The sequence below is a fragment of the Corynebacterium sp. HMSC056F09 genome (genome assembly GCF_001815785.1).
GTDB lineage: Bacteria > Actinomycetota > Actinomycetes > Mycobacteriales > Mycobacteriaceae > Corynebacterium > Corynebacterium hiratae.
The window spans coordinates 16,572-39,341 of the sequence record NZ_KV821889.1; the positions used below are offsets into that span (position 1 = coordinate 16,572).

Below are 22,770 nucleotides of genomic sequence, written 5' to 3' on the forward strand. Positions count from 1 at the left end.
AAACCTCCCTGCGGCTACAGCAGGGAAGGAAGCTTCACTGTCTATAACGCTACAGAACTTGAGTCTGTTCCACTCAACTAGAACTTTTTTAGATCTTTCACCCCCGCCGGGTTGAGCATGGTCCGCTCAAGTCTACGGTGCGCGTCTTTTTGCCCGACTGAGGCCAGGGGCGGGTAAGCAACGCCACTCTTGGCGCTGTTCTTGGCGCTGCTGCTTGGTGGGGTTCGGCGGTGGGGTGGGATTGGTCCGCACTACATTGGCAATAAGGGAAGTCAGGGGGTCCCTGCACAAGGCATGTCGATGACGACACGCAGACGTTGCGCCGCGAGGCTTTCTGCGCGGCGCGGATTGCAAGGGATTGCCCGCGGTGCCAGTGGGCAGGGCTAGGGGTTAGCTACTGCCGCTTCCTGGGGAAGGCCGTACTTAAACGATGCTAAGACGACAGCTGCCACGGAGTAGTAGAGCGACCACCTCTCGTCGAGGTCGATGTTGCGGAATTCACCCACCGAGGCCAGGTGACACATACCGTCAGCACCGGCCCACAGGATGAAGTTCTTAATGTAGACCAGGCGGTCCTCCGGCTCGTGCCCGGCCTCCCGCAGGGCCTCACGGGCAAAACGCATCAGCAGCGCGAAGGACTCGCTCATCTGCGTCTGTTCCTCGCCGTCCTCACTCAGCGGGACCACGGAGCCAGACGCTGCACCAATGCAGGCGCTGTAGCGCTCTGGATGCTCCACCGCGTAATGAAAATAGGCCACCGCTACGCACAGGAGCTTATCGACGGCCGAAGCCCCTTCCGGCAGCCGCTCCAAGAGGTAGAGGATGCTGTCCGCGAGTTCACGGTCGGTCTCCTGCTCAACGGTTTCACGTAGAACGAAGTCATTATCCACCAGAGAGGCGACGAAAACATCAGAAACACCGAAGTACTCGGCGACGTTCTCGATGGTCACCGACTGCATGCCAACCCACGCCGCCAGCTGGATAGCGCGCTCCACGACGGCCGCGCGGGCCTGCTCCGCGGGAAGCTCTGTCAGATCCTCGATGGCGGTAATATCCAGGGAAAGGTCCCGGTCCGGCGTGAAGCCGCTCAGCAGTGCGCGGTACTCCTGCATCGGGTGGCGCAGATCGGGAAGCTCCAACGTCTCGGCCGTCATGAACAGGGTTCCAATGAGCGCCTTGCACACCTCGCGCAGGTTGAAGCGCCGCACCACCGAATGCTGGTGCCGCAGCACGCCAAGGACGCTCAAGTGGGCCATGCCGTGGACGGTGGCCCAGATAGCAACGCTCAACTTTGCCAAGGTCTGGGGGCACACGTCCGGCCCGACCTCAAGCTGTGCATCGTCCGCGATGAGCGCGATGTTGTCATAGATCAGATCCAGCGCGCGGTTGCCCGATCTGTTTCCCTGCAGGAGGGACTGCCACTCATCTTCAAAGACGCAGCCCTTCTGCTCAAACAGGTAGCGAAAAAGCTCCGGTTCGCGCTCGGCGTACTCGTAATAGGCCTCCGTGAAGGTGGTCAGCTTGGTGAAAAGATCGGCGTAGCCAGGAGCGGCGTCGAGCGTCTCCTCCAAAAACTTGACCTTGCGCTCGGAGGCATAGTCCGGGATAGCGGCAACGATCTGCTCACGATCCGAGAATTCCGCGCGAACCTCGGCGGGAGTAACCTCCGCGAGCCTCGCCACCGACTCCACGGTAATTGCCTCATCACCCTGCGCGGCGCCAATGTGAAGAGCAGACTCGAGGATGACCTCACGAGGTGAGTCTTCATAAAGAAAATGCATATGGATTCCTAAGCCTGCGCACACTGAAGGAAAGAAAAAAGAGAGGCTGCGAGAGCGCCACGCTGACAGCTTCCTGAATTTTAGCCTTTTTCTTCTCACAAGAGCAATGCAAGCTGAGATTCATTTCGCACTACTACTCAGGACTTGCTTAAAACGAGAAAACCCTCAAGCCATAAGGCTGAGGGTTTTCACGTGCTAGCAGGTCAGCGTCTACTTCGATGAACCGACGTGCCCGATGCCTTCCTTGAAGATGGTGCCGCGCGGCGGCATCATGCCGCTGAACTTGAAGACGAGGTAAATAACCACCGCGATACCCAGGGAGATCCAGCCGAAGCCGGCGGTAAAGCCGTACATCACCGACAGCGGCGCGATGATAGTCCAGGAGATCTCGAAGGGGCCGAAGCCAATGTAGGCCATGCCATACTCCGACAGTGTGCCGGACTTGAGCTTCGGGTCCACGATCTTGAGAATCGCAATACCGGTGGCCACGGTCGCCGTCGCCCAGCCCCAGCCGAAAATGCCGCGCTCAATCCAGCGCTCGCCGAAGAACTCGGCGGGGAACCACATGAGGAAGAATGCACAGTAAATGGTGCCCAAGACGAAGAGCAGGAGAAGAGCCTGCCAGTAGGCGGCCACAGCGGCCGGCACAATGGCGGCCACGCCGAAGGCAATGAGGTAGTCGGTTGCCGCACCGGACACCGAGCTCACCGTGTCCTTATCCAGGTAATCCTTGGCGCCCACCATGTTCATCACTGCACGGAAGAGCAGGCCCACGACCATGGACATAGCGAACAGCGGGATGGAGACGTTCTCCCACACGGAGGCGATCCCTTTGTTAATGCCATAGGCGGTCATCACGGTCAGGGCGATGAATCCCACGTGGAGGGTGATGGGCTCGATGGCGGAGGGGTTCGTCGTAGCGCGGCCCAGCGAGGGGCGATCCTCCAGGCGCGAGATGTAGCCGCGGCGCAGTTCCTCCGGAAGCTCCTTCGGAACGTGGGAGACCTTGCCCTTACGAATACCCCAGTTACCGGCGACGATACCGCCAATGATGGCGGCCAGCGTACCCACGGTCGCGGAGGTAAAGCCTAGGGAGGCTGCGGCATCTGCACCCACGCCTTCCAGGGCACTGCCAACAGCCGCCGCGGTACCGAAGCCACCCGTGAAGCCGACGGGCAGCATCATGCCGAACCAGTCCGGGGTGTCGAAGGCCGGCTTGAACAGGAGAAGACCCAAAACAATGAACAGGCCCCACTGGCCGGTGAACATCATGGTGGAGTAGCCCCACATATTGCGGGCACCCTTGCCCATGTTGCCGCCCATCTCCATAGAGTAGGCCATGGAGGCGAAGACTACGGCGATGAGCAGCGAGGTGTAATCACCAAGATTGTCGGAGAAACCGATCCAGCCCAGGACGTTGGGGCCGAAGAGCAGGCCGAGCAGGCCGGCGGTGATGGGTGCAGGCAGCAGCAAATCCTGGAATACGAATTTAATCTGGTGGCGCAAAACGTTGCCGATAACCATGAGCAAAGAAATCCAGCCCACGTCTGTCATGATTGTGAACGCAGAGAATTCTTCCATGCGAAAACTTCCTTCCATGCCGCCCATGGCGGCGTCCTTGAGACGAGACTCACCCTCTTTCGGGAAATGATCCGTTGATTACACTACAACTCCCTTCCCGCTTTTCCACCCCTGGCATATAACCCTAGGGTGATGTAGCTCTACCCCCAGGGGCTAGGATGGGCGGGCATGAGGGAACTGGGTGAGCACCTACGCAACCACGCGGAAGACTATCGCGATGCAGTACACAGGCACTTTTTCGCCACCGTGGCCGAGTCCCGCCAAGTCTTTGCCCTGTCGATGAAGGACACACACCCCTCCATGGCCCCGGCGCTGGCGTGGGTGCTGGAGAATGTGGAGGGCGATGAGGTACAGGGGGACGTCGCTCAGCGCCTGGCACGCATGGGCCGTGATCATCGCCGCCACGGTTTTCCCCCTGAGGTCTATCCGAAATTCGAGGCATCGCTCGTTCACGGGCTGGAGGTTCTGGGGCTTACCCCGTACCAGCACGACGTCGCCACGCGCACCATTTCCCAGGTGTGCTCCATCATGCGCACCGCCGCACAGGAGGCGGACTCGGATGGTGATCCCCCTGCCCACAGCGCCCAGGTGGTGGCTGTTGACAAGCCGAACCGGCGCACCGCGGTGGTCCGGTTGGAATCGGGCGTGGCGCTGGATTACCGCGCAGGGCAGCACGTTCCGGTGACGTCTCAGCTCACGCCCGGCACTTGGCGTCCACTGACCCCGGCGGCACCCCCGGAGGGGTCGGGGCAGCTGATATTCCACCTCGCGCTGGCCGGTGAGGCCTCCTCCATGCTGGCCAAGGCGCAGCCGGGCGATTGGTGGACGCTGGGCGCGCCCGCTGGTGAGCCGCCGCGGCTGGATGACACTACGACACTGATTTCCTTCGGTACCGGCTGGGCGGGCGCGCGGGCGCTGCTTCTCGACGGCCTAGCGAACAACCTTCCCACCGGGCTCCAGGTCTATGCCGTGGCGCCGTCGCCGGGCGAGCACTATGACACGGAATTCCAGGCCAACCTGCAGGCTTTGGTCCCGGGGCTGAAGCTGCGCCACATCGTCCGGGAGAGCCAGGACCCGTGGCTGCTCGGCGCGCAGCCAGCTGCCGCAGGCTTCGATCCCGTAGCGGCCAAGGAGCCGATGGACCCGGTGCTCGCTGAGGGAACCGACCGCCGCTTCGTGCTCATCGGCCCCGCCGACCGCGTGGAACTAGCGCGCGCGGCCTTGCTCGCGGGTGGCGTCGCGGAGGAGGCGATTACCACGGATAGTTGGCAGCGTGGCCACGAGTGGGCGGCCTCCGCTGCGGAGCTCGACGGATGGGGCGATGACTGGGAGGCCTGGGCGGCGTGGAAGAAATCCCAATGGGCCTAAGCGCTTAAGCGTCCAAGACGGGGAGGGACTGGCGGACCTCTGCCACGGTGTCTGGGTCCACCTCGCCGTAGAGGATTTCTGGCTCATAGCCGGCCTCGGCACGGCGCGTGCCATCTGGCGCCACGAGGACGGAGTGTCCGATACCAGTCGGCCCAGAGGCCTGGCCCGCCTTGGCCTCGCCGCCGGGGCGAGCCTGGCCAGCCGCCAGGATGTACGTCGTGGAATCGAGCGCCCGCGCTGCGCTGAGCAGGCGCCACTGTTCCAGCTTGCCCGGGCCATCCGCCCAGCTGGTGGGCACGACGATGAGCTGGGCGCCCTGGCGGGCGAGTTCCTTGAACTGCTCGGGGAAGCGGATGTCATAACAGGTGGCCACGCCCACGGTGAGGTCCCCGGCCTCGAAGGTAACGAGTGATTCACCCGGCCGAACGGTATCGGATTCCTTGTACTTGAAGGCATCGTAGGTGTGGATTTTCTCGTAACCGCTGAGGACTCCGGGCCCGGCGATGAGCGCAACGTTGGCCACGCGGTTGATGGTTTTCTCACCGCGCTCGACGGTGTCCGCCGGGGCGAACATTCCCAGGACCACGTACACGCCGAGTTCTTCCGCTAGGGCGCGCACCGCGGTGGCGGTGGGTCCATCGAGCCCCTCCGCGTTCGTATCGAGGCGCCCGGAGTCGAAGCTTTGGGTGGTAGCTTCCGGCAGGACGATGAGCTGCGCGCCGCTATCCGCGGCTTCCCGGATCTTGTCGAGTGCTACGGCGAGGTTCTTCTCAACGTCCCCGGTGCTGGTCAATTGAACTGCTGCTACCTTCATGCGGCCCACGGTAGACGAGCCCGGACTAGTTATCCACAGATTTCGCGGATTCAGTGCCGCAGTCCTTTACTGCGGGTGGGCTGCTGGCGCAGTCTCAATGCTATGAACCATCTCGCCATTGACCGCGGTGCCCGCCAGCAGATCCGCTCCCTCTTCGACCATTCCTCCCCCACCGCTTTGCCCTCCGTGCGGCAGCCTCCCCGGACCGCACGTGCCTTGGAGATCCTCGGCGCGCGGTGGGAGGAGTCACGAAGGCTCAGCGAGAGTGCGCGGCGAGCACAATTGGAGGAGCTGGACCGCTTCGTGGGTGTGGCCCAGGATGTCGATGTGGAGCTTTCCTCTTTCTTGGGAGACCCCCAATGAGCGCAGCAGCGGCATTGCGCGCGGAGGCTTACCGTTTGGAGGATTATGCCGCTGAGCTTGCCCGCTATATCGATGCGTCACACCATCATTGGGTAGCGCTATCGATTTCTGGGGCGGCCGCGGACGCAGCGCGCGGCACCCTCCACAGCGCCACCGATGCCCTGCTGGGTCCGGCGCAGCAGATGCGCGTGGCAGCACACATCGTGAGTCTTTATGCGCCGTTGATGGAGCGGATCGAGTATCTGCGCGTTCGAGCCCTTCGGCTCGCTGCGGTTCCCGCTCTTGCGGAGCCCGCCAGCGCGGTGCTGGGGCACCTCGACACGCTGGCCGATGCCCTCGACTGGGCCTGCGCCCGCCAGCTGAGTGCCTTGTGCACCCCGGAGCTGGGTGAGCCGCCGACCCGCCTGGAGGATTTCAGCGAGCTATCCCTGGCGGAATTGCATGAGGTCCAGCTGACCATGGCCAGCGAGGAGGTCCGCTCCCTGGTTGCAGCTAATCCGGACCTCACCGTGCTGGAGGCCAGCCCCGGGCGACTGGTGGTGCTCGTCGACCCAGAGAATATCGGCACGCACGCGGCCCAAGTCAGCACGTTTGTGGGCGGGGTCGGCTCCTCCGAGCCTGGTAGCTGGCCCACCGCAGTGGAGCGCGCCCGCGCCATCGCCCACGCCACGCACGGGCCTGCTGTGGCGTGGATTGGCTATGCTGCCCCCTCCTCGCTGTCCCGCGCGGCACACGAGGAGCCGGCGCGCCGCGGCGCTGCCGAACTCATTCGCTTCCAGCGCGCCCTGCGGCAACGCTTCCCTGGTGCCCAGCACATGTTAATCGGCTACTCCTATGGTTCCGTGGTGGCGGGCAAGGCTGCGCAGCACGACTATGTTGCGGATGACGTCGTACTCGTCGGCAGCCCGGGTGCCTCCGTGGCTAACGCCGCGCACTTGCATGGCCGGGTCTGGAGCGCACGCAACGCCGAGGATCCGATCACCGCCACCACCGGACCGCGCGGCGGCATTCACGGCCCGGATCCTTCCTCCCCTGCCTTCGGCGCCAACGCAGTGCCGGGCGCGAGTGGGCTACCGGGCGATCATGGCTCCTATTGGAAAGACCCCGCATTTCTGCGGGGTCTGGGGGCCATAGCCGATAGGTATTAGAACAGGCCAGCCTGCTCCTCAGAGTAGGACACCAGCATGTTCTTGGTCTCCTGGTAGTGGGCGAGCATCATGAGGTGGTTCTCGCGGCCGATGCCGGACTCCTTGTAACCACCGAACGCACTGTGAGCGGGGTACACGTGGTAGTGGTTGACCCACACGCGGCCGGCCTGGATTTCGCGGCCGGCGCGGTAGCAAGTGTTCTGGTGGCGCGACCACACACCGGCGCCGAGGCCGAAGTTGGTGTCGTTGGCAATCTGGATGGCTTCCTCGAAGTCCTTGAACGTAGCCACGGAAAGCACCGGACCGAAGATTTCCTCGCGGAAGATGCGCATGTCATTGGTTCCACGGAAGACGGTCGGCTCGATGTAGTAGCCGTTCTCTAAGCCTTCCACCTTGTTCACGTGACCACCAACGAGCGTTTCCGCACCCTCCTTCGGGCCCACCTCAAGGTATTCGGCGATCTTGTCCATCTGCTCCTGCGAGGCTTGGGCACCCATCATGGTCTCAGTGTCGAGCGGGTGGCCAATCTTGATCTTCTTTACGCGCTCTACCGCCAATTCCAGGAATTTGTCCGCGATGTCTTCATGGATCAATGCACGGGACGGGCAGGTGCAGACCTCGCCCTGGTTGAGGGCGAACATGACGAAGCCCTCGACGCACTTCTCCAGGTAGGCATCGTCCTTGTCCATAATGTCCGCGAAGAAGATGGACGGCGACTTGCCGCCGAGCTCCAAGGTGACCGGAATGACCTTGTCCGCAGCCGCCTTGTTGATGATCTTACCCACCGGGGTGGAGCCGGTGAAGGCAATCTTGGCGATGCGGTCCGAGGTGGACAACGCCACACCCGCTTCCTCACCTACACCGTTGACGATGTTGAGCACTCCCTTGGGCAGGAGGTCCTCAATGATTTCAATGAGCAGCAGGATGGAGGCCGGGGTCTGCTCGGCGGGCTTCATCACGATGGTGTTGCCCGCAGCCAGCGCCGGCGCGATCTTCCACGCCGCCATGAGCAGCGGGAAGTTCCACGGGATGATCTGGCCCACAACACCCAGCGGCTCGTGGAAGTGGTAGGCCACGGTGTCCTGGTCAATCTGCGACAGACGGCCCTCCTGCGCACGGATGGCGCCGGCGAAGTAGCGGAAGTGGTCGACCGCCAGCGGGATGTCGGCGGCGAGGGTCTCGCGCACGGCCTTGCCGTTCTCCCAGGTCTCCGCGACGGCGATCTTTTCCAAGTTCTCCTCGATGCGGTCCGCAATGCGGTGCAACAGAAGCGCGCGCTCTGCCGGGGTGGTCTTGCCGAAGGTCTCGAAAGCCTTCTCCGCAGCGTCAATGGCCAGGTTGATATCCGCCTCCTTGCCGCGGGCAACCTGGCAGAAGACCTCACCGGTAACCGGGGTGATGTTGTCCATGTATTCGCCGTCGACCGGCGGTACCCACTCGCCGCCGATGTAGTTGTCGTAGCGCTCGCGGTAGTTGACGATGGCGTCTGCGGTTCCGGGGTTAGCGTACAAAGTCATGGTCATCGCACCTTTCTCGTTGTCTTAAGGGTTTCCGTTGCGCCTTCACCAGTGGTTCTCGAACACATTCTCCAAGAAATGTGACAGGCCGCACAACGTTGGGTGCGAGTGTAGCGCTATTTTTCAACAAACTCACGTTTTCTACAAGGAAAGCTTTTTCTTCTGGACGGTTGCCGCCAGAAAAAGTGCCCGAGTTGCCAAAGATCATGCCCACAATTGCTCTGGACCGTGGATCTTTGGCAACTCGGGCACTTATTAAGTGGAGAGCGCGGAGCCTCAGGCCGACTGGCTCAAAACGAAAAGAACCCCCTCCCTGAAGGAGGGGGAAGTGCCTAGCTGTCGCGGCGGCGGTTGCGCCGCGGCGTCCACATCACCACGGAGGTAGAACGTGGTACGTGGACCAGCTCGCCGCGCGATGGACGTGCTTGGCTGCGCAGGCGGTCGACCTCCGCCTGCAGCTCATCGCGCTCGGCCGCGAGGCGGTCCCGCTCCGCGGTCAGTTCGATGATGGATTTGATGCCGGCCAGATTCACGCCATCATCTTGCGAGAGCGTCTGAATCTTGCGCAAGAGCTCGATGTCGCTCTCGGAATAGCGGCGCCCACCCCCGGAGGTGCGGGCTGGGGAGACCAGCCCCATCCGATCATAGGTGCGCAATGTTTGAGCGTGCATGCCGGAAAGTTCCGCGGCAACAGAGATGACGTACATCGCCTTGGGCTGGGCCGCATCGGTTCGATTTGTGTCGTCCTTGCTCATCTCACACCTCCTTCTAGCGCGTCACCGTGTTGCCGGCCCAGCCGGCACGCGGATCGAAGCCGGAGTCCTTCTCCGCCTGTGCGTAGCTGCGCAGCGCCGAGGAGGCCGCAGCATCCAGCGTGGAAGGCACGGTGACCTGCACGGTCACCATGAGATCGCCGGCCTTGCCGCCACGCTTGGCTACGCCGCGGCCCTTGACGCGCAGCGTGCGCCCGTCGGGCGTTCCCGCCGGTACCTTGACGCGCACGGGCGAATCGAGGGTCGGCACCGTAATGGTGTCACCCAAGGCCAGCTCCGCAAAGGAGACGGGGACGGTGACGTGTAGGTCATCGCCTTCCCGAGTGAAGACCTTGTCGGGCTTCACCGTGACCGCTACGAAGAGATCGCCGGACGGGGTGCCGTTCGGCCCCGCTTCGCCCTGGCCAGCCAGGCGCACCTTTTGCCCATCGATGACCCCGGCGGGGATACGTACCGTAATCGAGCGGGTGCGGTGTACCGTTCCGGTGCCAGAGCAATCCACACACGGATCCTCCGCGCGCTGGCCGGTGCCCCCACAGTCGGTACACGGCGCCGAGAAACCGAAGGAGCCGCGCTGTTCCGAGGTGAACCCGGTGCCATCACACGTCGAGCACGTCGACAGCTTGCCGGTCTTCGAGCCGGAACCGTGGCACGTGGTACAGGGGGCTTCGCCGCTCAACTGCAGCGGGATGGTGGTCCCCTTGGCCGCCTCGCGGAAGTCGAGGGTTATGTGCGTTTCGACGTCGGCCCCCCGCGACGGCCGAGCTGTGTGGCCAGCACCACCGCCGCGGTTGAAAACGCCACCGAAGATATCCCCCAGACCGCCGCCTTGAGACGCTCCTCGAGCGGATCCTCCGAAGATGTCCGAGAGGTCGAAGTCTTGCGCACCCGGTCCACCCATGTGCGTGGATCGAAACCCGCCGGGAAACCCGGCGCCTCCTCTCCGTCCAAAGCCGCCGCCGCGCATCATGGCCTTGAACTCGTCATAGTCCTTGCGGGTAGCTTTATCAGACAGCACATCATAGGCTTCGGCCACCTGCTTGAATTTCTCCGCCGCCGCGGGGTTATCCGGGTTGGCGTCGGGGTGGTTCTGGCGGGCCAGCTTGCGGTACGCGTGCTTAATTTCTTCGGCGGTAGCGGATGAGGAGACCCCCAGATCCGCGTAATAATCCTTGTCTGCCCATTCTGGCTTAGCGTTCACTGGGCATCTCCTCCTTTCAGGAGAATCGTTAATCGGTTGGGTTTAAAGATTTTTTGCTAAGTAAAAATGCTAACTAAGTAGTGAAAAGAACAGTGGCGCCAAGGAATACTCAAACCCTGACGCCACCTATGATGCCTATCCTGCGTTATCCGGGCTGTCCGGACCGTCAGCGGCATCGGCTGACTCGGCAGGGTCGGCGATAATCACCATGGCGGTGCGCACAACGCGCTCCCCCACCGTGTAGCCGCGGCGCAGAACCGTGCCGATGACCTGCTCGTCACCGGTGGACAGGTCCTGAACTGCCTCGTGCACCTCGGGGTCGAAGGCATCGCCCTCGGCACCGAACGGGGTCAGCTGGTTGTTGGTCAGCACTCCCGTGAGCTTGTCCGCGATGGCCTTGAGTGGCCCCTCGTTGAGGTCACCGTGCTGGTGTGCGAGCTCCAGGTCATCAAGGATTGGCAGGAAGTCTGCCAAGACCTTGGCCTTGGTGGTCTCAATCACGGCCTGACGGTCACGCTCAGTGCGACGGCGGTAGTTGGTGTACTCCGCGTTGAGACGCTGCAGATCCTCGGTGCGCTCAGCCAGCTGAGCCTCCAGGGAGTTCTCAGCGCTGGCGTCCTCACCGGCGGCCGCTTCATCGGTGATGTCGCGGGCGGCATCCTCAACCGCAGCCTCTGCCTCAGCGGTGCCCGCGGTGGCAGCATTAGCCTGTGCCTCAGCAGCCTCATCCACGGCGCCGTCGGCAGAAGCGGCCTCGGCGGCGGCAGCCTCCGCAGCCTCAGCGGAGGTTGCCTCAGGGTCGGTATTGGCCGGGTTGCCTGGGTCCTGAGGGGAGGTCATGGTTTACTTCTCCTTGTTCTCGTCGTCCTCGTCGACAACCTCGGCGTCGACGACGTTCGGGTCACCAGCGGTCTCGCCAGCAGCAGCGCCCTCGGCGCCTGCCTCAGCAGCCTGTGCCTCGTACAGGGCCTTGCCCAGCTCCTGGGACTCGGTGCCGAGCTTCTCGACGGCCGACTTAATCGCCTCGATGTCATCGCCCTTGAGCGCTTCGTCGACGGCATCGGCAGCCTCGGTCACGCGGTTCTTCAGATCCTCCGGCAGCTTGTCGGAGTTCTCATCCATGAACTTGCGGGTCTGGTAGGAAGTGGACTCCGCCTGGTTGCGGGTCTCCTGCTCCTCGCGGCGCTTCTTGTCCTCCTCGGCGTGTGCCTCGGCATCCTTGACCATGCGGTCAATCTCTTCCTGGGACAGGCCGGAACCATCCTGAATCTTGATGGTGTTTTCCTTGCCGGTGGCCTTGTCCTTAGCGGAAACGGAGACGATGCCGTTGGCGTCGATGTCGAAGGTGACCTCAATCTGCGGGACACCGCGCGGTGCCGGGGCGATGCCGCCGAGCTCGAAGGAGCCGAGCAGCTTGTTGGCGGAAGCCATCTCGCGCTCGCCCTGGTAGACCTGAATCTGCACGGAAGGCTGGTTGTCATCAGCCGTGGTGAAGGTCTCGGACTTCTTGGTCGGGATGGTGGTGTTGCGCTCGATGAGCTTGGTCATCACGCCACCCTTGGTCTCGATGCCGAGGGAGAGCGGGGTGACGTCGAGAAGCAGCACGTCCTTGACCTCACCGCGCAGCACGCCTGCCTGGAGAGCAGCGCCGACTGCCACGACCTCGTCCGGGTTAACGCCCTTGTTCGGATCCTTGCCGGTCATTTCCTTCACCAGGTCGGACACAGCCGGCATACGGGTGGAGCCACCGACGAGAACCACGTGGTCAACCTGGGACAGGGACAGGCCAGCATCCTTGATGACCTGGTTGAACGGCTCCTTGGTGCGGTCCAGCAGGTCCTGGGTGATCTTCTGGAACTCGGTGCGGGACAGGGTCTCATCCAGGAAGAGCGGGTTCTTCTCCGCGTCCACCGTGATGTACGGCAGGTTGATGTTGGCGGACTGGGAGGAGGACAGCTCAATCTTGGCCTTCTCCGCAGCCTCACGCAGGCGCTGGACGGCGCGCTTATCCTTGGTCAGGTCAACGCCCTGGGAAGCCTTGAACTTATCCACGAGCCAGTCGACGATGCGCTGGTCCCAGTCGTCACCACCGAGCTGGTTGTCACCAGCGGTAGCCATAACCTCAACCACGCCGTCACCGATCTCCAGCAGGGAGACGTCGAAGGTACCGCCGCCCAGGTCGAAGACCAGGATGGTCTGCTCCTGCTCGCCCTTCTCCAGGCCGTAGGCCAGTGCAGCGGCGGTCGGCTCGTTAACAATGCGCAGGACGTTGAGGCCTGCGATCTGGCCGGCCTCCTTGGTGGCCTGGCGCTGGGAGTCCTCGAAGTAAGCAGGGACGGTAATAACGGCGTCGGTAACGTCCTCACCCAGGTAAGCCTCGGCGTCGCGCTTCAGCTTCATCAGCGTGCGGGCCGAAATCTCCTGCGGGGTGTACTTCTTGTCATCAATGTCGATGGTCCAGTCGGTGCCGATGTGGCGCTTGACGGAGCGGATGGTGCGGTCAACGTTGGTGACCGCCTGGTTCTTAGCGGACTGGCCGACGAGGATTTCGCCGTTCTTAGCGAAAGCCACGACGGACGGGGTGGTGCGGGAACCCTCCGAGTTAGCGATAACGGTGGCCTCGCCACCTTCCAGAACGGATACGACCGAGTTGGTGGTACCGAGGTCAATTCCTACTGCGCGTCCCATAATCTTTTCTCCTTGCTTGTTGGGGTTTGTTCTTAAGTTGATAGTGCGCGACTCAACTTCCGCCGCGTTCAGGGTTGAACTCTAACAGAAGCGGCACCCATTGTCATCCAAACCTGAGCGCCGGTCACTCAACCTACACAACGCGGGCAAACCCAAAGTTGTTCCCGATCCACTCAACTTTTTTTAATTACCGCCCACACGCTGGGAAAACAAAACCGGTTTGGCGGAAACTCACCCCACAGGGACGATTGCTGGCTCACCGTCCACATCTACAACGCGGACTGTCAGCCCATAGAGTTCCTCAATAAGGGCAGGGGTAATGACGTCGCGCGGCACGCCCGCGTCCCACACCTTTCCATCTTTCATCGCCACGACGCGATCCGCATAGCGCAATACATGCGCCAAGTCATGAATGACCGCAATGAGGGTTTTGTTTCCTGCCAGCTGTCGCATCAGCCGCATGAAGGAATGCTGGTATCCGATGTCAAGAGCGCTCGTTGGCTCATCCAAGAAGAGCACAGGCGTTTCCTGGGCGAGGGCCATAGCCAGCCAAGCACGCTGACGCTGACCACCAGACAACGCCGCTACCTCGGCCGTCTCCAGTTCTTCAAGGCCTACCTTTGCTAGCGCGCGACTAACAGCACGCTCGTCCTCCTGACTCCTCCACCCCATAAATCCTTGGTGGGCGAAGCGCCCGCGCGCGACCAGTTCCCTGACATTGATCCCTTCGGGAGCTATGGATTGCTGCGACATCACGGCGACGCGCCGAGCGTAGCTTCGCCGAGAGAATGCGGCTGCATCTTGTTCGCCAATGCGCACCGCGCCCGCGTTCGGTGTTTCCAACCGCGCCAACACCTTGACCAAAGTGGATTTTCCACAACCATTGGGACCGATAATGGCAGTGAATTTCCCGGCCGGAAAAGACACATCCACCGAGTCGAGAATTAGCGGGGCAGTCCTCCCGTAGGACATGCTCACCCCCTCAGCCCGCACGCTCGGCGCACCGTCACATACTTTTTGCTGGTTCACTTTACTGACCTTTCATTCCGGCAGCTCGGGATTGCCACAGCAGCAGACCCGCCAGATAGATGCCACCGGCGCACACCGTAATAAGACCGGCAGGCAGAGTAATTGGGAAAAACAGTCGCTGCCCTGCTAAGTCGGCAGCGAGCAAGAAAAGAGCACCGAGGACTCCAGAGAGCAACACCGGTGTCCTGTCTGGACGCGAGAGCAACCGAGCCATATGTGGGGCCGCGAGGGCAATAAATGAGATTGGACCCGCTATCGCCGTCGATACAGCGACAAGAACTGTGCCAACCAGAACCATCACCACACGTGCACGACTCACGTTCAACCCCAACGCACTCGCCGCGCTATCCCCCAGGGCAAGCGCGTCGCACCAGCCACGCAGCAGCAACCCAGCGACGCACGCCGCGCCTCCCAGCACCCCCAATGGAATAACTCGTGCCCAGGACACAGCATTCAATGTTCCAGCAGCCCAAGTCGCCGCGCCTAAGGATTGCTCCAACTCACCGCTAAGAATCAACCACTTGTTTATTGCTGAAAGAAAGAACGTCACTCCAATCCCCACCACAATCAGTCTTGCTCCCGTAAGCCTTCCTGCAAATGAAAGCCCCATGATGAGTAACGCAGTGAGAGCCCCACCCACCAATGCGCCTAGCGCAATGTTGAACGCGGAGCTAAAGCCCGCCAAGGAAACCGCGATGACACCGGTATAGGCACCGGTATTAAACCCGATGATGTCGGGCGACCCCAGAGGATTGTGAGTAAGGATCTGAAAGATGGCGCCCGCTATGCCCAAACACATTCCTACGACAATCGCAGCAACCACCCGCGGAGCACGCCATTGCCACACGACGGTGGCCGCAAAGTCAGTGCTATTGGGATTCGTAGCCACGGACCACAACGCTGCGCTTTCTTGCCCGGCACCAGGCGAGAAGAGCGAATAGGCAGCAATAGCCAGCGCGACGATCACAATGCCCGTAAAGGACAAAACACTTCTCACGCTCACAATCACAGCCTCCTTCCAGCGCGATGGGACAGCGCAATCAATACTGGGGCACCAATGAGCGACACCGTGACGCCAGCCGGCAACTCAGCAGCAGTGAGGTAGCGCCCCACAATATCGGCTCCCAACAAAAACAAAGGCCCCACCACGGCAGCGGCGACAAGCTGTGCCCGTTCTTCATATATCCCGCACAGCCTGACAACATGCGGGATGACTAATCCGACAAATACAATCACCCCCGCCGCTGCGGTAGCGGTAGCAGCCAACACTGTTACCGCCGCGACAAGTCCCAAACGAGTCAGTTTGAGGTTGATACCGAGACCCGCCGCAACGTCATCCCCCAGAGCAAGGGGCGGCAAATGGCGCGCAAAGGCAATCAGCAGCACCACACCAACTGCTAACCCGCCGGCTGTAATCGCCACCGGTGTCCACGAGGCCACGTCAACAGAGCCCGTCACCCACGCGCGGATACGTGCAAAAGAGTGCGGATCTACCAGGATGAGAGCGGAGGAAAGCCCTTCACATACCGCCCCGATGGCTACACCTGCAAGAATCAGTCTCAGCGGATCAACATCGCCAGCTCTGCCACGCCCTACCGCGGTGACCAGCAGCATGGTCACTGCCGCACCGATGATGGCTGCGAGCGAAAAAGCAAAAGGTGATTGCCACCCCCACCAGCCCAGAGCAATGGCCGCGGCCAAGCTGGCGCCTACGTTAATCCCGAAAACTCCGGTATCTGCCAAAGGGTTGCGCGTCATAATCTGCAGAACTGCACCAGCGAGAGCCAAAGCACAGCCCGCACAAACGGCCACGAGAGTACGGGGAAGCCGCCTCTCCCACACGATCGAGGAAGCTATACCAGGCTGACCTCGAAGGGCGGCCAACACGTCACTGAAAGGAATGCTGCGCGCCCCCAACGCCAGCGACAGCCCCACGCCGATACAGAGAATGGCAAGGCCAGCAACTACTACCCGACCAAGACGCCGAGTATTTCCCTTTCCGGTGTGCACCCCCTGCTCAATCACCAACACCACCCAAACACCTTCATACGCTCACGTTTCCTTAGCTTGACCTAATTTAGGTTAGGCTACCTTTTATGACTACTCGAAAGAAAATCGCGTCTCACATCCCACTCCTCCGCCTTACCGCTGTTGGCCTTACCGCAGCGCTAGCTCTCACCGGTTGCGCCAGCCTCGAAAACGCCGATTCAAACACCGGCGGGTCCAGCTCATCCTCTCCAGCAGAGAAGGAAACAGGAAAATCCAACTCCGCCGCAGGAAATGACTCCGTGGCAACTGGTGGCGAGGGCTTTGCTGGAGCCAGAGAGAAGACCCAATCCTTTGGCAGCGATGCAGCTCCCGGCCAGTTCCCCCGCACCGTCACACATGCCCGTGGTACGACCGAGCTCAAAGAGAAGCCTCAACGAGTAGTCGTTCTCGAAAGCGGCGAGCTCGACTCCGTCCTTGCCCTTGGCATGAAGCCAGTCGGCATGACCACGTCTAAGGGTCAGAACCCCGTCCCCGATTACATGGCCGACAAAGCAAGTGACATCGAAACGGTAGGCACGATCAACGAAGTCAATATGGAAAAGATCGCCTCACTACAACCGGACCTCATCATCGGCTCGCAGCTGCGCATGGATAAGTATTATGACCAATTCAGCTCCATCGCGCCTACCGTTTTCTCGATTCGCCCTGGGTACACTTGGAAAGAAAACTTCCACCTGATCGGTGAAGCCCTCGGCGAGGAAGAGCGCACCGAACAAGTCATGGCCGACTACGACAAGAAGATCGAAGAAGTAAAGAAGGTCATTAAGGACGGGCCAGCTAGCGAAGACACCACCGTCACCATTCTGCGCTTCATGCCGGGCAAAGTACGCCTCTACGGGCGCCTTTCACTCATTGGAACGGTGCTTGATGACGCCGGCCTCGCCCGCCCCGCCAACCAGGACATCGAAGAGCTCGCTGCAGAAATCTCACCGGAGAACATTGACCAAGCGGACGCCGACTACATCTTCTACTGCAGCTACGGAGATCCCTCCGCCACCGGCCAAGACACCGCCATTTCCACTGCGGCGTTCCAGCAGCTTCCAGCGGTTAAAGACGGCCATGCTATCGAGGTCAGCGACGATACGTGGGCACTCGGCCTAGGTCCAATGGGCGCACAGAAGATCGCGACAGATCTCACGGAGTATCTCAGTCACTAACACGGGGGTAGCAACCTCCCCTCAAAACAACACCTGTGGGATTGACTCACCCCAACATAAGGGGCTAGCTTTCATATAAGCGAGATGGGTTACATGTCTGCACCCACTGTGTGGCGGACCATGTTAAAGGCGCCTATTTTTCGCTGGCCCGGCCAAGCCACCGCTTGGCCGTTTCCCCACGCAAGAAGGGTGGTCACATATGAATGCTTACTTCATTAGACAGCGTCGTTCTTCCGACCGGCCTCCAGTTGTGCACGCCAACGTTAAGTAAGCCCTCTTATCACACAAACTGGACAGGCTAATCAGCGCCGCACAGAGCTTGAGCAACTGCTGGACTCGATAGTTTGTGTTCTTTCCGCATTCCATAAGGCTGTACCAGTGTGCCTTGAGACCCATAAAGGTTGTAATCCATGACTAACGATGCTCATACCCCCGTGCCCGAATCCACCGACATCGACGCCGCGCTGATCGACGCCGCCGCGGCCCAAGCCCACTCCTGGCTCGCCTCCACTGCCGACGAACAGGATCCGGCCACAGAACAGCTCGCTGACTTATTGCGCAACCCGGACGGAGTGGCCTTCACCATGGACTTCGTCGACCGCGTCATGCGCCCCGAAGATGACAAGGTAGCCGCCCACGCACTGAAGTCCGTCACCACCACCTACGATGCTTCCTTCCTCGGCCTCATCAACGGATCGCTGGTGGGCCTGGGTGGCTTCTTCGGCCCGATCCTGCCCAACTTGGTCATGCCGCTGGCGCGTATGCGCATGCGCCAGATGGTCGGCCACCTGGTCCTCGACGCCGAGAGCGATGCCCTGAACAAGACCCTGGACAAGGCAGCCGAGTCCGGCGAGCAGCTCAACCTCAACCTCCTCGGCGAGGCCGTGCTGGGTGATGCGGAAGCGCGCTCCCGCGCTGACCGCACCTTGAAGCTCATCCAGAACCCGCGCGTGACCTACGTGTCCGTCAAGGCTTCCTCCATGGTGGCCCAGCTCAACCCCTGGGATATCGAAGGCTCCTTGGTCCGTCTCAAGGAGCGCCTGCGCCCGCTCTATGAGGCCGCCGCGCGCCGCCCGGACAAGGTCTTCATCAACCTGGATATGGAGGAATACCACGACCTCCACCTCACCGTGCGCCTGTTCACCGAGCTGCTCAGCGAGCCGGAGTTCATCAACCTCGAGGCCGGCATCGTGCTGCAGGCCTACCTGCCGGATACCTTCGACGCTCTGACGCACCTCGCCGAGTTCGCTAAGCAGCGCGTGGCCGAGGGCGGCTCCCACATCAAGATTCGCATCGTCAAGGGCGCAAACCTTTCCATGGAGCACGTCCAGGGCGAGATCCACGGCTGGCCGGCAGCGCCCTATGCCACCAAGGATGAGGTGGACGCCAACTACTACCGCCTGCTCGACTACATCCTGCGCCCCGAGTTCGCCGATTGCGTGCGCATCGGCGTGGCCACCCACAACCTCTACACCGCGGCGTTTGCCTACAAGCTGGGCACCAAGCGCGGCGTGATGCGCATGATGGATTCCGAGATGCTCCAAGGCATGTCCCCGGCCCAGCAGACCGCGGTCCGCGAGGCCTTCGAGGGCCGCCAGATCCTCTACACCCCGGTGGTGCACATGGAGGACTTCGACGTCGCCGTCTCCTACCTGGTGCGCCGCTTGGAGGAGAACTCCGCTCCGCAGAACTTCCTCTACGCCCTCTTCGCCCCGGAGGAGCAGGCGCTGAAGGACCAGGAGGAGGTCTTCCGCGAGGCCGTCGCGCAGCGCTGGGATACCTTCGCCGGCCCGCGCCGCACCCAAAACCGCCTGGAGGAGGCCGAGCAGGCAGCCGGCCGCCAGGCACCGCGCACCGGGCGCTTCGCCAACGAGCCGGACACCGACCCAGCCCTGGAGGCTAACCGCGAGTGGGCGCTTAAGGCCCTGGCCAACGACCCGGGCGAGCACGGGGTGGACGAGGTGACGGATACGGGGGTCGTCGACAAGCACGTGGCCCGCGCCGCCGAGCTCGGCGCCGAGTGGGGCTCCCGTCCTGCCGAGGACCGCGCCCGCGCGCTCGAGGCCGTGGCCGATGAGCTGGCCAACCGCCGCGGCGAGTTCATCTCCGTGGCCGCCTACGAGGCCAATAAGACGGTGACCCAGACCGACCCGGAAATCTCCGAGGCCATCGACTTCTGCACCTACTACGCGCAGTCCGCGCGCCTGCTGGAGAACTACGCCGCCGAGTTCACGCCCTACCGCGTGACCGTGGTGACCCCGCCGTGGAACTTCCCGGTGGCCATCCCCACCGGCGGCATCGCGGCCGCTCTGGCCGCGGGTTCCGCCGTCATCATCAAGCCTGCGCCGCAGGTCGTGCACTGTGCGAAGCTTGTCGTGGACGCCTTCCGCGCCGGCCTCGAGGCACAGGGCCTCGACCCGGATCTGGTCCAGCTCGTCTTCACCGACGAGGGCGACGCCGGCCGCGCTCTGGTCTCCCACGCCGACGTCGACGCCGTCATCCTCACGGGCGCTTCCGATACCGGCAAGCTCTTCCGCTCCTGGAAGCCGGAGCTCAACATCATGGCGGAGACCTCCGGCAAGAACGCGCTCATCATCACTCCGTCCGCGGACCCGGACCTGGCCATTCAGGACCTCTACCTCTCTGCCTTCGGCCACTCTGGTCAGAAGTGCTCGGCCTCCTCCCTGGTTATCTTTGTCGGCGCGGCCGGCGAGTCGCAACGCCTGCGCTCCCAGCTTGTCGACGCCGTCAAGACCCTCATCCCCGGCCCCGGCTACGACATCACGACGACGATGAATGGCCTGGCCGAAGCCCCGGGTGAGAAGCTGCTGCGCGGCCTGACCCAGCTGGAGCCGGGTGAAAAGTGGCTGGTGAAGCCGAAGAAGCTCAACGAGGAAGGCACCCTGTGGTCGCCGGGTATTCGCGATAACGTGCGCCCGGGTTCCTGGTTCCACGTCAACGAGTGCTTCGGCCCGGTGCTTGGCATCATGCACGCGGAGACCCTGGAGGAGGCCATCGAGTGGCAGAACTCCACCGGCTATGGCCTCACCGGCGGCATCCACACGCTGGATAACGATGAGATCGATTACTGGCTCGAGCGCGTCGAGGTGGGCAACGCCTACGTCAACCGCGGTATTACCGGCGCGATTGTGCAACGCCAGTCCTTCGGCGGCTGGAAGCAGTCCGTCATGGGCCCGGGTGCCAAGGCCGGCGGCCCGAACTATGTCGCGCAGTTCGGCACCTGGTCCGAGGGCCCGCTGCGCCCCTTCGACGTGGATATCTCGCAGCCGGTGGCGGCCCAGCTGCGTGCCTTCGGTGACCTCGATCTCTCGGAGGAGGACACCGCCTGGCTGTGGCGCGCAGCAGAGCTCGACGAACTGGCCTGGCAGCAGGAGTTCGGCCGCAAGCACGACCGCTCCGGCCTGGTCTGCGAGGCCAACGTCTTCCGCTACCGCCCGGTGCTGACCCCGCTGCAGGTGCGCATTGCCTCGGACGCCGCGCTTCGCGACGTCTCCCGCCTCGCCCTCGCCGCCACCCGCACCGACTCCCCGGTGCGCTTCAGCGCCGCCCCGGAGAAGGCTGCGGAGCTGCGTGGACTGGGCTTTAAGGTCGACGCCGTGGAGGCAGAAGCCTTCGCCCGCGAGGTCGCTCGCCTGGAATCGGGCCGCGTGCGCGTCGTTGGCTCCGTGGAGCCGGGTCTTTTTGAGGCAGCGGTGGAATCCAACTCCGTGGTCTTGGACCAGCCGGTGTTGGCCGATGGCCGCCGCGAGCTTCTGCCCTTCCTCCTCGAGCAGGCAGTCTCGGTGACGATGCACCGCTTCGGCATCATCCGCCAGGTAAGCAGCATCCGCGCATAACTCGTTTCCTGCGCTCATATGAGAAGATGTAGCGCATGAGAAACAACAATGGTGACGGTGCCCGCCCGGGCACCGACCCCCAGCCCTCCACGGCCTCTGATGCGGCGGCTTCTGAAGCCGCAGAACAGTCCGCTGCTGCGAAGCCCATCAATGAAGAAGCTGCCCTGCCTGTCTCGAAAACTGATGACAAGTCCCGCGTCCTCGGGCGCGACGCCATCTCCCTGGCCAAAGTGTGCTTGATCTTCATCATCGTGGTGGCAGGCGTCGGCTTGGCCGGCTACCTGCTGAAGTTCATCTGGGTGGGCCTACTGCCGGTCATCCTGGCCATTTTGGTGTGCACGGTGCTCTTCCCCGTGACCAACTGGTTGCGTGCGCATAAGTTCCCCCGTGCGCTGGCCGCTATCACCACGCTGCTGGGCTTTTTGGCCATCATCGGCGGCGTCTTCGCGGCGATGGCCCCGGTGGTCTCCTCCCAGGGGGCGTCCCTGGTCAGCCAAGCTGAGAGCGGCTTGAATAAGCTCGTCGATATGGCCAGGGACCTGCCCATTGAGATTGATGCGGCGAAGGTGCAGGAAGTGCTTGATGACGCCATGACCTTCATCAAGGGCCAAGCGTCCAACATCGCCACCGGGGTGATTTCCGGCGTATCGATGGCCAGCTCCATCGCCATGGCGCTCGCCATCATGCTCTTCGTAGCCTTCTTCATCCTCAAGGACGGCGACAAGTTCCTGCCGTGGCTGCGCACCTATACCGGCTACTCCGCAGGTTGGCACGCTACCGAGCTACTGACTCGCGTGTGGAACACGTTGTCCGGCTTCATTCAGGCACAGGCAGCCGTCGCGGCCGTCGATGGCATCCTCATCGGCCTCGGCCTCTGGGTCCTCCAGGTTCCGCTGGCTCTCGTCATCGGCGTGGTGACCTTCTTCGCCAGCTTCATCCCGGTCATTGGCGCTGTCACTGCGGGTGCTTTGGCCGTCATCATCGCGCTGGTTTCAGATGGCCTCACCAAGGCCCTCTTGGCACTTGCCCTCATCATCATTGTCCAGCAGGTGGAGGGCAACGTGCTCCAGCCGATGCTGCAGTCCAAGGCCATGGGACTGCACGCAGCAATGGTGCTGCTCTCCGTGACCGTGGGTTCCGCCCTTGCCGGCATCATCGGCGCCTTCCTGGCCGTCCCGGTGGCGGCCACCATTGCCGTGGTCTTCCGCTATCACCAGGAGATGGCCAGCCTGCGCGCCGGCGAAATCGAAGCCAAGAACATCAAGATTTCTACGTCAGAGGGCCACGACACCGTCATGGAGCTCTACGAGAAGCTGGAAGCCAGCAGCGCCCGCTAGCCAAAGCTGCGGCGCAGCTTTCATGGCTCTCCCTGGCCGTAAAACTGCCCTATCTGCCAAAACCAGTGCTCCCGCCTCAGGCGGTTTCAAGTGGTGGATGCATCACT

General features: G+C 62.3%; 17 protein-coding genes. 6 read left to right on the forward strand and 11 right to left on the reverse strand.

What is annotated here, in order from left to right; translation table 11 throughout:
* Positions 1–383: 383 nt before the first annotated feature.
* Positions 384–1,781: a TetR/AcrR family transcriptional regulator gene (locus HMPREF3056_RS01035; RefSeq protein WP_070753945.1), complete on the reverse strand. Its 1,398-nt coding sequence runs from the start codon at positions 1,779–1,781 to the stop codon at positions 384–386.
* 210 nt (positions 1,782–1,991) lie between these two features.
* Positions 1,992–3,362 (reverse strand): sodium/glutamate symporter, encoded by a 1,371-nt coding sequence (locus HMPREF3056_RS01040; RefSeq protein WP_049155031.1) that lies wholly within the window; start codon positions 3,360–3,362, stop codon positions 1,992–1,994.
* Positions 3,363–3,530: 168 nt separating this feature from the next.
* Here HMPREF3056_RS01040 and HMPREF3056_RS01045 point away from each other — a divergent pair, with 168 nt between their 5' ends.
* Positions 3,531–4,730: an FAD-binding oxidoreductase gene (locus tag HMPREF3056_RS01045; RefSeq protein WP_070753946.1), complete on the forward strand. Its 1,200-nt coding sequence runs from the start codon at positions 3,531–3,533 to the stop codon at positions 4,728–4,730.
* 4 nt (positions 4,731–4,734) lie between these two features.
* On the opposite strand, the gene HMPREF3056_RS01050 is transcribed toward HMPREF3056_RS01045, so the two are convergent.
* Positions 4,735–5,544, reverse strand: coding sequence for a carbon-nitrogen hydrolase family protein (locus HMPREF3056_RS01050; RefSeq protein WP_070753947.1), 810 nt, complete (start codon positions 5,542–5,544; stop codon positions 4,735–4,737).
* 102 nt (positions 5,545–5,646) lie between these two features.
* Between HMPREF3056_RS01050 and HMPREF3056_RS01055 the strand changes: the two genes are divergently transcribed.
* Together HMPREF3056_RS01055 and HMPREF3056_RS01060 are read left to right on the forward strand one after the other, a co-directional pair.
* A complete protein-coding gene (locus HMPREF3056_RS01055; protein WP_070753948.1) occupies positions 5,647–5,907 on the forward strand; it encodes a hypothetical protein in 261 nt (86 codons plus the stop codon).
* On the forward strand, positions 5,904–7,055 hold the full coding sequence (locus HMPREF3056_RS01060; protein WP_070753949.1) for an alpha/beta hydrolase: 1,152 nt from the start codon (positions 5,904–5,906) through the stop codon (positions 7,053–7,055). The genes HMPREF3056_RS01055 and HMPREF3056_RS01060 overlap by 4 nt, the downstream gene beginning before the upstream one ends.
* On the opposite strand, the gene HMPREF3056_RS01065 is transcribed toward HMPREF3056_RS01060, so the two are convergent.
* The 8 genes from HMPREF3056_RS01065 to HMPREF3056_RS01100 form a co-directional block, all read right to left on the reverse strand.
* Entirely contained in the window at positions 7,052–8,572 is a 1,521-nt protein-coding gene (locus HMPREF3056_RS01065; RefSeq protein ID WP_070753952.1) for an acetaldehyde dehydrogenase ExaC, read from the reverse strand. The two genes, HMPREF3056_RS01060 and HMPREF3056_RS01065, sit on opposite strands and share 4 nt — an antisense overlap.
* 332 nt (positions 8,573–8,904) lie before the next feature.
* Positions 8,905–9,327: a heat shock protein transcriptional repressor HspR gene (locus tag HMPREF3056_RS01070; RefSeq protein ID WP_070517689.1), complete on the reverse strand. Its 423-nt coding sequence runs from the start codon at positions 9,325–9,327 to the stop codon at positions 8,905–8,907.
* A gap of 13 nt (positions 9,328–9,340) precedes the next feature.
* Positions 9,341–10,546, reverse strand: coding sequence for a molecular chaperone DnaJ (gene dnaJ / locus HMPREF3056_RS01075; protein WP_046647142.1), 1,206 nt, complete (start codon positions 10,544–10,546; stop codon positions 9,341–9,343).
* A 135-nt stretch (positions 10,547–10,681) separates the two neighbouring features.
* Positions 10,682–11,386, reverse strand: a complete 705-nt coding sequence (gene grpE, locus HMPREF3056_RS01080; protein WP_070753950.1) for a nucleotide exchange factor GrpE — start codon at positions 11,384–11,386, stop codon at positions 10,682–10,684.
* A 3-nt stretch (positions 11,387–11,389) separates the two neighbouring features.
* Positions 11,390–13,234: a molecular chaperone DnaK gene (dnaK, locus tag HMPREF3056_RS01085; RefSeq protein ID WP_070682354.1), complete on the reverse strand. Its 1,845-nt coding sequence runs from the start codon at positions 13,232–13,234 to the stop codon at positions 11,390–11,392.
* 231 nt (positions 13,235–13,465) lie between these two features.
* Entirely contained in the window at positions 13,466–14,263 is a 798-nt protein-coding gene (locus tag HMPREF3056_RS01090; RefSeq protein WP_046647139.1) for an ABC transporter ATP-binding protein, read from the reverse strand.
* A gap of 1 nt (position 14,264) precedes the next feature.
* Positions 14,265–15,272, reverse strand: a complete 1,008-nt coding sequence (locus tag HMPREF3056_RS01095; protein ID WP_232745432.1) for a FecCD family ABC transporter permease — start codon at positions 15,270–15,272, stop codon at positions 14,265–14,267.
* The gene (locus HMPREF3056_RS01100; protein ID WP_369799722.1) at positions 15,269–16,297 is read right to left on the reverse strand and encodes a FecCD family ABC transporter permease; all 1,029 of its coding nucleotides are present in this window, start codon (positions 16,295–16,297) and stop codon (positions 15,269–15,271) included. Before HMPREF3056_RS01100 ends, HMPREF3056_RS01095 begins: the two co-directional genes overlap by 4 nt.
* 62 nt (positions 16,298–16,359) lie before the next feature.
* Here HMPREF3056_RS01100 and HMPREF3056_RS01105 point away from each other — a divergent pair, with 62 nt between their 5' ends.
* The 3 genes from HMPREF3056_RS01105 (at position 16,360) to HMPREF3056_RS01115 (ending at position 22,663) form a co-directional block, all read left to right on the forward strand.
* Complete coding sequence (locus tag HMPREF3056_RS01105; RefSeq protein ID WP_046647137.1) at positions 16,360–17,469, forward strand: ABC transporter substrate-binding protein; 1,110 nt, start codon at positions 16,360–16,362, stop codon at positions 17,467–17,469.
* Between the two features lie 410 nt (positions 17,470–17,879).
* Positions 17,880–21,326, forward strand: coding sequence for a bifunctional proline dehydrogenase/L-glutamate gamma-semialdehyde dehydrogenase (locus tag HMPREF3056_RS01110; RefSeq protein WP_070753951.1), 3,447 nt, complete (start codon positions 17,880–17,882; stop codon positions 21,324–21,326).
* 35 nt (positions 21,327–21,361) lie between these two features.
* Positions 21,362–22,663 carry an AI-2E family transporter gene (locus tag HMPREF3056_RS01115; RefSeq protein WP_210401767.1) on the forward strand — a complete coding sequence of 434 codons (1,302 nt, stop codon included), beginning with the start codon at positions 21,362–21,364 and terminating at the stop codon, positions 22,661–22,663.
* Positions 22,664–22,770 lie beyond the last annotated feature (107 nt).